The following is a 15,140-nucleotide window of genomic DNA, read 5'->3' as shown; positions in this document are numbered from 1 at the left end:
ACCCTATGATAGCTAATGACTATCATAGGGTTTATCACACAGTTATTATGCTTGTAACTTTCCGCGTAGAACCATTGGAAGGATTCCACCGTGTCGGTAATAATCTACCTCAACTTCTGAATCAAAACGTGCAAGTGCCTTGAACTCAGTTACTTTTCCGTTTTCATCAGTAGCTGTTACTTTTACTATATCACGTGGTTTTACACCTTCGTTTAACTCAACACTAATAGATTCTTTTCCGGTTAATCCTAGGGATTCAGCACTTTCACCTTTAGCAAATTGAAGTGGAAGAACACCCATCATTACTAGGTTTGAACGGTGGATACGCTCATAGCTTTCAGCAATGACTGTTTTAATTCCTAAAAGGTTAGTCCCTTTAGCAGCCCAGTCACGTGAAGAACCCATACCGTAATCTTTTCCAGCTAAAACTGCTAAGCCAATGCCTTGTTCTTGATATTTCATACAAGCATCATACATAGCCAATACTTCATCTTCTGGCCAGTAAGTGGTAAATCCACCTTCTGTGCCAGGAGCAATCCGGTTACGAATACGGATGTTAGCAAACGTACCACGCATCATTACTTCGTGGTTACCACGACGAGAACCGTAAGAGTTAAACTCACGTGGTTCTACTCCGTTCGCACGTAGATATTTCCCTGCTGGAGTATCTTTTCCAATCGCTCCTGCTGGTGAAATATGATCTGTTGTAACAGAATCACCAAATTTACCAACAACTTTAAGATCATTAAGTGGTTTAATGTCTTCTGGAGTAGGTGCTAATCCAACAAAGAATGGAGGGTTCTGAATATACGTTGATTTTTCATCAAAGCTGTAAAGTGGTTCATTACTAGTTTTGATTTCATTCCAGCGTTTATTATCATCAAAAACATGCTCATATTCTTTACGGAATAGTTCTGGTGTAACTGTTTGTTTAACAGCGTCTTTGACTTCTTCTTGAGTTGGCCAAATATCTTTAAAGAATACATCGTTTCCATCTTTGCCTTTTCCAATAGGATCATTTTGCAGATCAATATCAACGGTTCCAGCTAATGCGTAAGCTACAACTAATGGAGGTGATGCTAAATAGTTTGCTTTTACAAGTGGATGGATACGTCCTTCAAAGTTACGATTTCCAGAAAGCACAGAAGTAAGAAGCAAGTCTGAATCTGAAACAGCTTTCTCAATTTCCTCACGTAATGGACCAGAGTTTCCAATACATGTTGTACAGCCGTATCCAACAAGGTTGAATCCGATTGACTCAAGATATCCAAGAAGTCCTGAATCTCTTAAGTATCCTGTAACAACTTTTGAACCAGGAGCTAGTGAAGTTTTAACATAGTCAGGTACTTCCATTCCAAGTTCAACTGCTTTTTTCGCTACAAGTCCTGCACCTAACATTACGTAAGGGTTAGAAGTATTTGTACAACTTGTAATCGCAGCGATTCCAATTGCACCTGTTTTCATTGTTACTTCGTCGCCTTTTTCGTTTTTGTAAGTTGCCGTCTTTTCGATTTCAGAAGCGTCAAGACCAAAACCTTGATTTCCTTCTGGATTCGTAATTGAATCTAAGAAGGCAGTTTGCATTTTAGATAAAGGAATTAAATCTTGTGGTCGCTTTGGTCCAGAAAGGTTTGGTTCGATTGCTGAAAGGTCGATTTCAACAACATCTGTATAAACAGGTTCTTCTTTTTCAGGAGTGAAGAACATATCGTTATGTGTTAAATACTGTTCAACCATTTTAATTTGTTCTTCAGAACGACCTGTTAAACGCATGTAATCTAAAGATTCCGTGTCAACTGGGAAGAATCCGCAAGTAGCACCATATTCTGGAGCCATGTTGGCAATTGTTGCACGGTCTGCTAATGGAAGTGTTGCAACACCAGCGCCGAAGTACTCAACGAATTTCCCTACTACTCCTTTTTGACGAAGAACTTGTGTTACTTTAAGCGCTAAGTCAGTAGCTGTTGCACCATTTGGAAGTTCTCCTGTAAGTTTTACTCCGATTACTTCAGGAATTGGGAAGTAAGAAGGCTGACCTAGCATTCCTGCTTCTGCTTCAATTCCACCTACACCCCAGCCAAGAACTCCAATACCATTGATCATCGTTGTATGAGAGTCAGTACCCACTAATGTATCTGGGAATGTTTCATAGTCGCCTTCAGTTGTTTCAATTGCATGAACAACATTAGCTAAATATTCTAAGTTTACTTGGTGAACGATTCCTGTTGCTGGTGGAACTGCACGATAGTTCTTAAATGCTTTTTGAGCCCAGCTAAGGAACTGGTAACGTTCTGCATTACGTTCAAATTCTAAATCCATGTTTCGTTGAAGTGAATCTGGAGTTCCATACTTATCAACCTGTACGGAGTGGTCAATAACAAGATCTACTGGAATTTCCGGATTAATCTTATCAGGGTCTCCTCCCATGTCAGCCATCGCTTTACGAAGAGAAGCTAAATCAACTACAGCTGGTACTCCTGTAAAGTCTTGAAGGATAACGCGTGATGGTTTGAATGGTACTTCTGCATCTTTAACTTCTTTAGATCCCCATTTTGCCAAATTTTCAACATGGTCTTTATTAATAACACGACCATCAAATTGACGTAGAACAGATTCAAGTAATACCTTAATTGAATAAGGTAAACGTGAAATGTTTGCTACGCCTGCTTCTTCCAATGCTTTTAAACGATAGTAATGATAACGTTTGCCCTCAAGTTCGAATGATGAACGAGCGTTAAATACGTCGTTTTTTGCCATTTTCGATTCCCCCTCTAGTCTTGAGAATGCGCAATAATATTGTCGAAAAGTCCAAATTATCTGCAAGGTTAACTTTTCTCACATTTCCATCTTAATACAAGCGATTACATAAGTAAATAACAATAAAGTTATTGTTTTTGATAAGTTTTTCTTATGAAAAATATTAATATTCGTGTGAATTTTCCGAAAAAGTTGATCTAGCAACGTTTCAGATGGTGTCAAATCTTGTCGGTTTCCAATTTTTATTATTGCGAAAAAATATTTTCGTTCCTAACGGAGATGTTTTCCTATCATAGTGTGGCATAAATCAGTAAATTCTATTAATACGGAGGTGTTGATAATGGCTAAAAGAAAAGCAAATCACGTTCGTAACGGAATGAACGCCGCAAAAGCTCAAGGTCTTGGAGCTGGATACAATGAAGAATTCTCAAATGAACCACTTTCAGCAGCACAGCGTCAAAACAACAAAAAACGCAAAAAAAACCAATAACCAAAAAACAAGTCCCTTTAACACTTTAAAGCCCCCGGGGACGGTTCTAGAATAAGGTAATGCAGTAAAGCGATAAAGATTTTAAAATGTAATCAAAAATGATACCTTTATTTAAAGGAATATTATTAAAAAATCCCCTGCTTACAGAGCGGGGGATTTTTATCGAGCTATTGCTGTTGATTAATTTCGTTAACGATTGAAGAAAGATCGTTTTTAAATCGCTCTAGTTGTGTTTTTTGATGCTCAGTTGCTGTTTCCAAAGCATTTTCAATTTGCTGATATGCTTCATTTACCTCGTTTTTAAGATGAGAGAGCTGTGAACCGTAGCTAGCCCCATCTAATACTAATTCATGAGCAGCATCTTTAACATCTTCGTATCCCTGTTGTGCAGCTTGGAAAGCCTGTTGTTTATTTTTATGATATGGCATGATGTGTCATCTCCTTTAAAATCAAAAAATGCATTCTTAGGATAGCCCAATCATAATAACAATATTCACTATGAATAATGAATGCACCCTTGCTACAACCTAATTGTAGGAGGGATATTTGATGAACAAAAACGACAGTAAAGATATGCGTAAAAATGCACCAAAAGGTGATAATCCTGGTCAACCAGCACCATTAAGCGGTTCACACAAAGTCAAAAATCGTAATCACACACGCCAAAAGCATAATTCTCACCACGATATGTAATTTAATGGGACGGAATCCGAATGCTTTATCGTATTAAAACGGTAATGCAATCGAGAACCGTCCCTCTATGAATTAACGCTTTACATCGACCGAGAACCGTCCCGCATTGATTTAATGCATTACCGTATTACTCTGTTACGTTATTGTTTTTAGAGAAGCTATTATCTGATCTTGTTCATCTTTATTTACAGTTCTTAGGTCAATGACCACTTCGTTTCGATGGATTCGTGTGACAATTATTGGTCTGTTCTGCCTTAATCTTTCTTCTATATCATTTGCCGATAAATACGGATGATTCAAAGTAATGACATATGTCTCTAAATCAACATCAGGCATCGTTCCACCCCCGACCTGACTAACGCTTTCTTGAATCAGACCTGTAAAGCTAGTTTCCTCTTCTATTCGTTTTAAAAATTGGCTTGCTCTTTCTTTTATATCTTCACGTTTCATCAACATGGCAGCAATGGTTGGATTATCCATCAAATCCTCTTCACTTTTAAGGTATGGCATAAGGGTGGCTTCTAGAGCTGCCAGTGTCATTTTATCGACCCTTAAAACTCTAGCAAGTTGATGCTTTTTCAATTGATCAATCAACGTTTTCTTTCCAACAATGATTCCGGCTTGGGGCCCTCCCAATAACTTGTCTCCACTGAAGGAAACGAGATCTGCTCCGTTTTTCACAACCTCTTGGACGACTGGTTCATTACCAATACCATGCTTTTTAAAATCAAATAGCACCCCACTCCCTAGATCCTCGTAATAGATAACAGGTGGATTTTCTTTTGCTAGCTTTACTAAAGCCTCTGTATTAACCGATAATGAAAATCCTTTAATAATAAAGTTACTCTTATGGACCTTCATAATCATACTAGTTTCTTCTGTGAGAGCATTTTGATAATCATACAGATGTGTTTTATTGGTAGTGCCAACTTCAACTAAATGTGCTCCGCTCTCTTCCATTATGGAGGATACGCGAAATGAACCTCCTATCTCTATCAGTTCTCCTCTTGAAACAATCACCTCTTTGTCTCTTGCTAATGCGGATAAGACGAGATAAACTGCTGCTGCATTATTATTCACCACCATCGCTGCCTCGGCTCCTGTAACTTCAACTAAAATTCTCTCAGTATGAACATGACGGGAGCCCCTTTTACCTTCGTCACTATCATATTCCAAATTATAATAATGTGAAGCTACTTGATTGACGTGATTAATGGCTTCTCTACTTAAACGTGCTCTTCCTAAATTCGTATGTAAAATTGTACCTGTTGCATTAATGACTCTATTGAGTGTATAAGAATAGTTTTCGGACAATAGGCTTTCAGCTGCATTGAAGAGCTTGCTTTTAAATTCCTGGGATGATGGATGTGGACCCTCCCATTTCAACTGTTTAAATTCTTCTCTATATTGATTTAATTTCGTTTGTAATATATTCGTTAACGTGTCAGAAGATACTTTTTCTTTTAGAAGAATTCTCTTAAATTCTTCTGAATTTTGAAGTTCATGGACAGGTGGTATGGATCTTAACCATTCCTTCATAGTACAACCTCCTATTTTTACTACATTTATTATAACACCCCTCACATTTATCCTTTTAAGAGAATAAACTAACGAAAAAGAAATGTTGGGGGATCTTATGGCAAGCGCTGAAGAAAACGATTTCATATTAGAGGATTGGGAGTGTTGGATGAAAAAATGGCTTCTTGATCCGAATACGGCAATCCTTGACGAAACTCAATTTAGAATTGATTTATTCGATACTACGAATCATTTTATTATCGAGGTACCGATAGGCTCATTGGATGCTGATGAAATAATGATAAAAAAAGAAGGATCGACTCTTTTAATCGAACTTAGTTTATTCTTAATTAACCAACACAGAATTAGGGAGATAGATTTTCCATTCTGTCTAAAAAATCATCAAGTTTTTGCAAAATTCCAACCACAGAAGGTTGAGATATATATAGAAAAAATAAAACGTAATAAACCTGCTTCCGATAATATTCGTATACAGGGAATTCACGAAGATGAGTAATTTTATTCATTTAATATAACACTGTTTTCGTAAATCTTGTTGCTATTTTTCAAAAAGAGTAGTGGTTGATTTCCGCTCCAGGACGCTCGCTTTCCGCGGGGCGGGCCCATGAGCCTCCTCAGCGCTCTCCGCCTGTAGGTTCTTACCTGTCCCGCTCGTCCTCTCACTTTCCGCTCTAATCAACTACTTTATAGACGGTTTACTTTCACAAAATCTATTTATAAATACAAGGATCTTTTAGAAAAGAGCCTAATCCAAAATAAAAGAGGAATGACCCCATTATTTCGTTAACTTACCACAACTTTGTAGTATGAAACAAATGGGTCTTCCCTCTTTTAATTTCTACTTTCCATTAGCCTGAAAATTTCTTGTGAATCAGGAAAAACTCCTGTATCTAACTTCGAGTAAATTAATTCTCCATTTACTTTTACTTCAAATGCTCCACCAGATGATGGAATCAATAACAACTCATTTACGTCTGAACGAAAATGATTAAATAACTCTTCCGCGAACCTCGCGGCTTTTGGTGCATAGTTTCACTGCATGCAAAATTCTACGGATACTGCGAAATTCTTCATTACATTATCCCCCTTGGAAAGAATTTTTTAACAATATTTGAGTACTATTATAGTACAAGCTATAGCTTCCCGCAAATTCAGATAAGTTATGAATTGCATGGAATTACATTAAAAAGCTAAAATGAAAATGGAGGTGATTAGATGACTGAGCACGAGAAAATCCGTTTAACTACTCTTTCTACCAAAGCTGGCTGAGGATGCAAGTTAAGTCCTAGTGACTTGTCGCAAGTTCTGCGACAATTACCAGCTGAACCTTCATCACAAGAATTACTTGTTGGAAATGAAACATCAGATGATGCAGGTGTATTTCAAATAACAGATGAAATCGCTTTAGTGCAATCCGTTGATTACTTCACACCAATTGTAGATGACCCTTACATGTTTGGACAAATTGCAGCAGCTAATGCCTTAAGTGATATCTATGCAATGGGGGGAACGCCAAAAACTGCCTTGAATATCGTTGGATATCCAGTGAAAAAACTAGGTAGTAAAATCCTTGCGCAAATTCTAACGGGTGCTGCGGATAAGGTTCGGGAGTCTGGTGCCACAACGGTTGGTGGTCATTCAATTGACGATCAAGAACCGAAATTTGGTCTATCCGTTACCGGAATTGTGAATCCAATGAAAGTTTGGAGAAATAGTGGTGCTAAACCTGGTGAAATTCTTATACTAACCAAACCTCTAGGTGTGGGAATATTAACAACAGGTATAAAACGAGGAGTGGTTACAGAGGATCAGGAACAATCCGTGACAAACTTAATGTCCACTTTAAATAAAATGGCAGCCGAGATACTTTCTCAATTCAAGCCTGGAGCTGTAACGGACGTGACTGGTTTTGGATTGCTTGGTCACGCGAGTGAAATAGCAAACGGAAGTGCTGTGAGTTTAGAGTTAAATTATTCATCAATTCCACTCATAGAAGGTACATACGAACTTGCTTTACAAGGTGTTGTACCGGGTGGCACGAAAGCAAATTATGAGTGGCTGAAGGACACTGTAGAATACGATTCTACTCTTTCAATTCAGGAACAAATGATACTTTGTGATTCCATAACATCAGGTGGGCTTCTGATTAGTTTAACTGAAAAAGAAGCGGATGAGTTTATCGAACTTTATAATCAAAGAAGCCCTATTAAGGCAGCGATAATAGGAAGAGTAGCCGAAAGAATGTCTGCCCCACTAATTGTTCATGCATAAAATAATGTTGACCCAAAAAGGGGATCAGGAACTAAAACCTCAGGTGCTTACACATAGTGAGGTTCTAGTTCCCTCTTGGTCTATTATCAGCCAGTACTTATTCAGCATTCTGTAAAAGATTAATAAATTGCTGGAAAATTTTTTTTGAAAAAACCCTCGCTAAAAAAGGAAAAGTCGAATTTGAATTTCTATTTAATCCATCACCACACCATATCACCTTGTCATCTAAACCTATAAAAGGGATTCGATATCTTTCCTTTTGCTGAGTATATTTCTTCAAGGGAAGACCTGTTCCTTGAGTCCCTATAATAATAATTTCCACTTCTCCTTCCCGCTTTCTTAATACATTCCATATACTACTTGGAAGATCCTCAATACTTTCTAATGACAATATAATTTTATTTTTACTTGCTAGTAAATCTTTCTTAAGCTTAGCTATATCACTATTTTCATACCAACGTAGTCTACGAGAATAGGAGGTTTTAAAAAGGTCTAGCTTATTGGTAGCTTCTACATAGACTGCTTCTTTCTTTAAATATTGAAGCAGCTTCGTTATGGGCTTCTGATAAGATAAATACCTAGATAAGTATTTAGGATCTGAAACACAAATAAATTTTCCTTTAGCTCTTGTCATCGCAACATTAATCAATCGCTCGCTTGTTTGATTAACATAGAGAGCTCCAGGTCTTTCTTGAGGGAAACTATCAACCGTATCAAAAAGAATGATGTCTTTCTCCGAACCTTGAAACTTATGGACGGTTGAACAATAGACATGAGCTGAAGTTTCATTACCTTTTAGAAATACTTGCAATAAATCATTCATCCATTGTGATTGAGCACGATATGGAGTGGCATAACCAATAGAAGTGTTCCCTTTGGAGTGATTAATTAATATTAACTGTAATGAAATTAAGCTTGATAGGATGTTAAACCGAGACCCTTTTTCTTTGTAACATAGCCAATTTGCGGATCCAGTAGAAAAAAGCACGGCAGCATTCCCTTCAAATGGAGCGGAGTACGATATCGGTTCTCTCCAAGATAAAACATTTGGATGATCTCCTACTTGATTATGATAGATGTATTGATTGGTGAACCTTGAAATATCTGGATGCATTCTTCTTTGGAGAGGAAGAACCATTAATTGTGGGTGAAGTATTCCTTGTTTTATATTTTGGGTGACACCGGATCGATGAAAAATGTCTTCTTTTAACCAATATTGAACGAGAGGATGTCGCGAAGTTGCGATGGGTGGTAATTGCATAAAATCACCACAGATCATAGCATTCTTTGCCAAAGTTGAGGCGAATCCGATTTGGGGTACATATGCCATGCTTGCTTCGTCGATAATCACTATATCAAACTGATTTTCGTAAATAAGAGGATCAATCGCAGCTTTCGAAAGAGTGGTTGCGATCACTTTTGCATCCTGAATATATTCGGCTTCTTTCCTCTTTAGTTTTTCACGAACTTTTTGGAGTTTAAGCTCTACTTTTGTTAATCGTATTGAATCCGTTTGATCGACATTTTTATGTATTCTCTTTTTTAAAATTCTCCGATTTTTTTCTAACTTTTCCCTTTTCTCTAGATATTTTGGATTTTCTTTTTCAATTATAAATTGTAGTAATAGGTCAGGTTCTTCTCTAATTTCATCTTTTGTTGATGCCCCATAACGGACAATTTCCCCGCTTTTCCACTTCTTTTTTTCTTTTAAAAATAAATTCATCTCAAGTAGCAGAATATCAACAGCAGCATTACTATGTGAAAGGATTAACACCTTCTTCCCTTCTCCGTAATGATAAGCGGCTGTTCTGGCAAGGGTATAGGTTTTCCCCGTACCAGGTGGTCCCCAAATATAAGTAACTTCATTATATTTAGAACGTAAATAAGCTTCATGTAAAGTATTTTTCACTTTATGTTTAGGGTGATTCATTTCTCGGGTTGGATTTAATAGTTTCTTAATGGTTTTTCTTTTTCGATAACTTTTTTCAATCTCTTCTAATCGGTTTAACAGTTGTTCAAGAAGCTCCCAAGGTTCATTAAAGATCAGACATTTCCCTATACTTGACCCGATATTACTTTGTAATTCAACAATTAAATCTATCCCCTCAGATGATAAAATCTTTCCTTCTATTCTTTGATTGTTTATTTCTAAAAAAATTGATACTCCTTCTGGGAAGGATACAGGATAATAGAGCCGTAACCAATAAGTTGAGCCATTCCCACGTTTAGACAAACAAAAGCCAGAAACAACAGGGACACCACTATTTTGCTTACGCTTCATTTCGCCAATTTCTAAACTTAAAGCCTTTTTCCAATCTTTTAAAGTGCTCTGAACCACGTATGTCCCCCCATCTCCGATTCATAAATTCCTATCATAACAAGAATACATGGTCATGTAAAAGGAGAAGGATTCCAGATAGATGATGACAAGCTTCATACCATGTTTAAAATCTACTAATAGGGTGAATAAAACACTTAAATATAATTTAGGAGGAGATTCAATGGGGTTTATTTTATATTTAATAGTTGGAGGAGTAATGGGCTGGTTAGCTGGACTATTACTAGGAAAAAATGTCCCTGGTAATGTGATTGGTAATATCATTGCAGGTATAATCGGTGCTTGGATAGGTGGTATGATTTTTGGAGAAATTGGTCCTAGTATAGCTGGTATGGCCATTATTCCAGCACTGATCGGTGCAATCATTTTTGTCTTCATTTTAAGGTTATTTTTGAGGGGGTGAGGAAAAGTGAATGAATATAGAAATGTAGAGAGTTAAAATTTTATGTGATAAAAAAAGTGACTGCCTCGAAAGGGTCCTAAACTATAATATTCATATAGGAAGCTATTTGGAAGATTCTCTATATGAATATTATAGTTTTGAACACTGGGATTGGGTTAGCTTTTTTACATAGAAGATGATTTTTCTTTCTCTTCCAGGTACTTTTCAGCAAAATATAATACATCTTCAACATATTCATCACTATGGTTATAAGCAAAAACGGCACGTTCAATATCACCATCTGCTGCTCCATTCATTGACAAATAATAAGCAGCGCTAAATACTGCATCTTCGATATCCCATGGATCTGCTACTCCATCACCATTGGCATCTACTCCATAGCCGCCATATTTTTTAATTGTTTCCGGATCTGTTTTTTCACCCTCCGATATATTACCTTTGCCGAGACCACTGCATGTAGGGTGGGACCAGCCTACAAAAGTACAGGGCATAAACTGCAGGTGGCCCTCTGCTCCTACTGGGGAAATCATTGTATCCATTTGAGAAAATCTTGTCTCAACTCTATGATGTGCTGCTAATAGGTTCCAAGGAACTCCATATTCTTTTTCAGCCGCTTTATAAATAGGAATATATTCTGGCGGGATTTCTTCTTTTCCATCTTCTGAAATCTGTTGATATGAGGTAAAGCCATTATATAACAACATATAAAGACCTAAAATGACAATAGGTATGAATAATATTTTAAGAGGTGATCCTTTCTTTTGATAACTTTTCCTTTTCTTTTTATTCGGCATGACTATCCCCTATTCTCACAAATGTCAAATCCATTTTAGTAAGAATAAGTATAGCATGGCAAGAGATATGAAAAAAAGAGAGGTTTTCCTAAAATAGAAGACCTCCTTCAGCGTTAGACGACCCGCGGTTTAATTTCTTTGGTGTATCGCCTATAAATAAGCAACTCCAACAATAATCAAAAGTATAAATAATACGATAATTAATACAAAACTGCCACCATACCCACTTCCATATCCATAACCATAATAGCCCATAATGTCACCTCCATATCTTGCAAGCCTGATATACTGTATGTTTAAGACAAGAAAATTGACTAACCAATCCTGCAAAAATAAAAAAACGCCTAGAAGTCCTAGACGTTTCCTTTTATTGAAAAATTAGGAGTTAATTTTTTCCGTTTTCTTACGAGGTTTCGGCTTGATGTATAAACCTAGTTCTTTTTTCTCTTTCGTTAATGATCGATACAACGATAGCATCATCAGGATCATGATAAACGAAAATGGGAAGGCTGCAGCAATCAATGCATTTTGTAATGCCTGTAGTCCACCGCTATAGAGTAAAATCAGTGCAACCGATGACTGTGCAATTCCCCAAGTTAATTTAACAGAATTTGGCGGGGTTAATGAACCATAGGTTGTCTGCATACCAAGTACAAATGTTGCAGAGTCTGCTGAAGTGATAAAGAATGTACTTACAAGAATTACAGCAACGATAGAAAGTAAAGCTGACCATGGCAGTTGATCGAACACCGCAAATAATACCTCTTCTGTAAGTTTAATTTGGGACAGATCAAAAACACCAGATTGCTGTATATCGATGGCAGATGTTCCGAAAGTAGCAAACCAAATAAAGCTTACTAATGAAGGCATTAATAAAACACCAAATAAAAATTCCCGTATCGTACGTCCACGAGAAACGCGCGCAATGAAAATACCGACAAATGGTGACCAGGAAATCCACCATGCCCAATAGAAAATCGTCCATCCATTTATCCACGATTGATGTTCATCATTTAAAGGTGCAATTCTAAAACTCATTTGTATAATGTTTTGAATATAAGCACCTAGAGTGTCAGTAAAAATGTTTAAAATAAGAAGTGTTGGTCCAACAATAAACACTAATACTAGTAAAGCGACGGCTAAAACCATATTAGCATTACTTAGATATTTAATTCCTTTACTTAAGCCAGACCATGCTGAGATCATAAAAAGTACGGTAACGATAGCAATGATGATAAACCACATTGTAAAGTTATTCGGAATTCCAAATAAATAAGTAAGTCCACCATTTATTTGTTTAGCTCCAAACCCTAATGTTGTTGCAACTCCTACTACTGTGGCAAATACCGCTAAAACATCAATAATCGTTCCAAGCGGACCATTCACTTTATCGCCAAATAACGGTCTTAATGTTGATGAAATTAATCCAGGCTCATCTTTACGGAACTTAAAGTATGCAAGTGCTAATGCAACTACTGCATAAATTCCCCAAGCATGAATTCCCCAATGAAAAAATGTATAACGCATACCTTCTTTAAATGCTTCGTTAGTTCCTCCCTCAGCCATTGGCGGTGCGCCAAAATGTGACAATGGCTCAGCAGCTCCCCAGAATACTAATCCAATTCCCATCCCTGCACTAAATAACATGGCAAACCACGTAAGTGTTGAATACTCTGGTTTTTCATCAGGTTTTCCCAATCTAATTGTTCCTATCGGGCTAATAATTAAAAATAAACAGAAAATCACAATTGCTGTAACTAAAATAAGATAATACCAACCGAATGTCGAAGTGATAAAGGATTGGATATTTGCAGTGATTTCTTGGAAGCTTTTTGGAGCAGCGACTCCAAAAACAACTGCGACTAAAACAATGGCAATTGTAATCCAAAAAACGTTGGAAATCCTCTTCATGAAATTCTCCTTTCTATTTCTCTTGATTTTGGGTTTAATGCACATGGGAAGTGGAGTATGTTGGGGACATATTACGAGATGATATACTTATGTAATGTACCCGTAATTTTCCATTATTAAACCAACATTCTTTACCGTAACAGAAATATTCTTTATGATGCAAGGATTTTGTTTATACTTTTGCTCTATAGTTTCCAGATTATTGTTTGTTTGTAAGCATAAATTCATACCTATATTAAATCGTTGAATTTAATGATTTAAACGGATAGTATTATGGTATAGACTGGTATGTAGTTGATAAATTAATAGGAGAAATTTTAATGGTCATCACGGATTTGAAAAATGTTAATATGGATAAATTAAAGAGGTTTTTTGAAGACAATTGGGGCTCCCCAGAAATGATTCTCTCAACAGGCGTATATAATTGTATAGATTTACCCGGTTTTGTAGCATTAGAGGAATACGAAATTATAGGACTCATTACATATTTTAAACATAAAGATTATTGGGAGATTATTTCACTAGATGCAGTCGTTGAAAATATAGGAATTGGTACAAAGCTTTTAAACCATTTAGAAGAAGAAGCCAAATCAAATAATATTAAAACGATTAAATTAATAACAACTAACGATAATATTCGTGCCTTGTCATTCTATCAGAAACGAGGTTATCGAATGATCGACATTATTCCTTTTGCTGTCAATAATGCTAGAAAAATTAAACCCGAAATCCCATTCGTTTCTGAAGATGGAATCCCTATAAGAGATGAATTATTACTAGAGAAAACTCTTTCTTGAAAATTATATTTGTACATTTATTTAGATTGTTTCAGGACTCTAGGTATTAATAGCTAAAGTGTCTTTACAGGATTATTCCTCTTTCTTGAGATAATAGGCCCTTTCCCCCTATTATGTTAGAGAACGTTTATTTTTGATAGAGGGTATTCACGTTAACATTTGCAAAAATGCTATAAAAATTTAAAATAGAATCATTTCTTTCACATTGATAAATGGATAGAATGCTTTTATTTATGAATCAGGTGCAACTATGTATTGACCCTATTCTTTTCGTTTATTCTACTATATAAAAAAAGGATGACCATTTTGGCCACCCTTGATGATTATTCTTCGAAAATTTGAACTTTAATGTCACGTACACCATACTCTAAAGCTTTTTCTTCGGTAGGAATAAAGATATCAATTCGATTTCCTTTAATCGCTCCACCAGTGTCTTCTGCTCGAGCATAGCCAAAGCCTTCCACATATACTTTAGAGCCAAGTGGTATAATATCTGGGTCAACGGCAATGACCTTAGCATCAGGATTAGCACGTAAGTCCACCCCCGTCTTTGTAATTCCAATACATCCTTCGCAATAAGCTGTATAGGCTGTTGCAGTAACATTCACTTCTTTTATGACTTTATCTACTTCTGATTTTTGATTAGACGCTGTATCTTTAGTCTCATCATTTTTTACAAAAGTGTCGTCTTCGATTAGTTCTTGTCTTTCAGCAACACTTTCAATTGACACATGATATCTATTTGCGATTTCCCATAATATATCGCCTTTTTCAACATTATGAAACTTATCGATATTCTTATTACTCTGTTCTATATCTGATTTTGCAAGAATTTCATAATTAAAAGTGCCGATTAATAATGTGAAGAATAATATGGAAAATAATACTTTTTTCACTTTAAAAATCCTCCCTTATTGGCTTATACTAAAAACCAACAGAGATGATAGTAACATAGTCGCATATCAATTCAATAACAAATCCTTGTATAGAAAGTAACAATTACATTACAGTCATGTAATATAGGTGACTATTCACACATAATGGAATCGCGTTAAAAAAGCTATAATAAAAAATATTCAAAAAGTTTTTTCAGGTAGTAGTGTTGTTCTAAAATCAGTGCCAGGAACCAAAAGTTCAATCTATAGGG

Annotated in this window: 14 protein-coding genes and 1 pseudogene; 6 read left to right on the top strand and 9 right to left on the bottom strand. The window is 36.3% G+C overall.

The window, feature by feature from the left end; all coding sequences use genetic code 11:
• Positions 1 to 45: 45 nt before the first annotated feature.
• Positions 46 to 2,757, bottom strand: coding sequence for an aconitate hydratase AcnA (gene acnA / locus JOC86_RS02055; protein WP_205168111.1), 2,712 nt, complete (start codon positions 2,755 to 2,757; stop codon positions 46 to 48).
• Positions 2,758 to 3,097: 340 nt separating this feature from the next.
• Here acnA and sspO point away from each other — a divergent pair, with 340 nt between their 5' ends.
• On the top strand, positions 3,098 to 3,247 hold the full coding sequence (gene sspO / locus JOC86_RS02050; protein ID WP_205168110.1) for a small acid-soluble spore protein O: 150 nt from the start codon (positions 3,098 to 3,100) through the stop codon (positions 3,245 to 3,247).
• A 167-nt stretch (positions 3,248 to 3,414) separates the two neighbouring features.
• Here the strand turns inward: sspO and JOC86_RS02045 are convergent, their stop codons facing one another.
• Entirely contained in the window at positions 3,415 to 3,675 is a 261-nt protein-coding gene (locus tag JOC86_RS02045) for a hypothetical protein (RefSeq protein ID WP_205168109.1), read from the bottom strand.
• A gap of 118 nt (positions 3,676 to 3,793) precedes the next feature.
• On the opposite strand from JOC86_RS02045, the gene JOC86_RS02040 reads away from it, so the two are divergent.
• Positions 3,794 to 3,940, top strand: coding sequence for a small acid-soluble spore protein P (locus JOC86_RS02040; RefSeq protein WP_205168108.1), 147 nt, complete (start codon positions 3,794 to 3,796; stop codon positions 3,938 to 3,940).
• A gap of 135 nt (positions 3,941 to 4,075) precedes the next feature.
• Here the strand turns inward: JOC86_RS02040 and selA are convergent, their stop codons facing one another.
• On the bottom strand, positions 4,076 to 5,479 hold the full coding sequence (gene selA / locus JOC86_RS02035; protein WP_205168107.1) for an L-seryl-tRNA(Sec) selenium transferase: 1,404 nt from the start codon (positions 5,477 to 5,479) through the stop codon (positions 4,076 to 4,078).
• A 97-nt stretch (positions 5,480 to 5,576) separates the two neighbouring features.
• On the opposite strand from selA, the gene JOC86_RS02030 reads away from it, so the two are divergent.
• Positions 5,577 to 5,975, top strand: coding sequence for a hypothetical protein (locus JOC86_RS02030; RefSeq protein ID WP_205168106.1), 399 nt, complete (start codon positions 5,577 to 5,579; stop codon positions 5,973 to 5,975).
• Between the two features lie 335 nt (positions 5,976 to 6,310).
• Here the strand turns inward: JOC86_RS02030 and JOC86_RS02025 are convergent.
• Positions 6,311 to 6,499: pseudogene (locus JOC86_RS02025) on the bottom strand (Rdx family protein); the annotation flags it as partial.
• A 195-nt stretch (positions 6,500 to 6,694) separates the two neighbouring features.
• Between JOC86_RS02025 and selD the strand changes: the two are divergent.
• Positions 6,695 to 7,750, top strand: coding sequence for a selenide, water dikinase SelD (selD, locus tag JOC86_RS02020; protein WP_205168105.1), 1,056 nt, complete (start codon positions 6,695 to 6,697; stop codon positions 7,748 to 7,750).
• A 97-nt stretch (positions 7,751 to 7,847) separates the two neighbouring features.
• On the opposite strand, the gene JOC86_RS02015 is transcribed toward selD, so the two are convergent.
• The gene (locus JOC86_RS02015) at positions 7,848 to 10,088 is read right to left on the bottom strand and encodes an AAA domain-containing protein (RefSeq protein WP_205168104.1); all 2,241 of its coding nucleotides are present in this window, start codon (positions 10,086 to 10,088) and stop codon (positions 7,848 to 7,850) included.
• A gap of 163 nt (positions 10,089 to 10,251) precedes the next feature.
• Here JOC86_RS02015 and JOC86_RS02010 point away from each other — a divergent pair, with 163 nt between their 5' ends.
• Positions 10,252 to 10,491 (top strand): GlsB/YeaQ/YmgE family stress response membrane protein, encoded by a 240-nt coding sequence (locus JOC86_RS02010; protein WP_205168103.1) that lies wholly within the window; start codon positions 10,252 to 10,254, stop codon positions 10,489 to 10,491.
• A 164-nt stretch (positions 10,492 to 10,655) separates the two neighbouring features.
• Here JOC86_RS02010 and JOC86_RS02005 read toward each other — a convergent pair whose 3' ends face one another.
• The 3 genes from JOC86_RS02005 to JOC86_RS01995 all read right to left on the bottom strand — a co-directional run bounded on the left by JOC86_RS02005 (position 10,656) and on the right by JOC86_RS01995 (position 13,196).
• Positions 10,656 to 11,285 carry a lytic transglycosylase domain-containing protein gene (locus tag JOC86_RS02005; protein ID WP_205168102.1) on the bottom strand — a complete coding sequence of 210 codons (630 nt, stop codon included), beginning with the start codon at positions 11,283 to 11,285 and terminating at the stop codon, positions 10,656 to 10,658.
• Between the two features lie 150 nt (positions 11,286 to 11,435).
• Positions 11,436 to 11,540, bottom strand: a complete 105-nt coding sequence (locus JOC86_RS02000) for a YjcZ family sporulation protein (protein WP_205168101.1) — start codon at positions 11,538 to 11,540, stop codon at positions 11,436 to 11,438.
• Positions 11,541 to 11,663: 123 nt separating this feature from the next.
• Complete coding sequence (locus JOC86_RS01995) at positions 11,664 to 13,196, bottom strand: glycine betaine uptake BCCT transporter (protein ID WP_205168100.1); 1,533 nt, start codon at positions 13,194 to 13,196, stop codon at positions 11,664 to 11,666.
• A 320-nt stretch (positions 13,197 to 13,516) separates the two neighbouring features.
• Here JOC86_RS01995 and JOC86_RS01990 point away from each other — a divergent pair, with 320 nt between their 5' ends.
• Positions 13,517 to 13,993: a GNAT family N-acetyltransferase gene (locus JOC86_RS01990; protein WP_205168099.1), complete on the top strand. Its 477-nt coding sequence runs from the start codon at positions 13,517 to 13,519 to the stop codon at positions 13,991 to 13,993.
• Positions 13,994 to 14,316: 323 nt separating this feature from the next.
• Here the strand turns inward: JOC86_RS01990 and JOC86_RS01985 are convergent, their stop codons facing one another.
• Positions 14,317 to 14,889 carry a 3D domain-containing protein gene (locus tag JOC86_RS01985; protein ID WP_338021699.1) on the bottom strand — a complete coding sequence of 191 codons (573 nt, stop codon included), beginning with the start codon at positions 14,887 to 14,889 and terminating at the stop codon, positions 14,317 to 14,319.
• Between the last annotated feature and the right edge of the window lie 251 nt (positions 14,890 to 15,140).

Origin of the sequence: Rossellomorea pakistanensis, from assembly GCF_016908495.1 — a bacterium.
In the GTDB taxonomy this organism is placed as follows: domain Bacteria; phylum Bacillota; class Bacilli; order Bacillales; family Bacillaceae_B; genus Rossellomorea; species Rossellomorea pakistanensis.
This window is presented reverse-complemented; position numbering and strand designations above follow the sequence as displayed.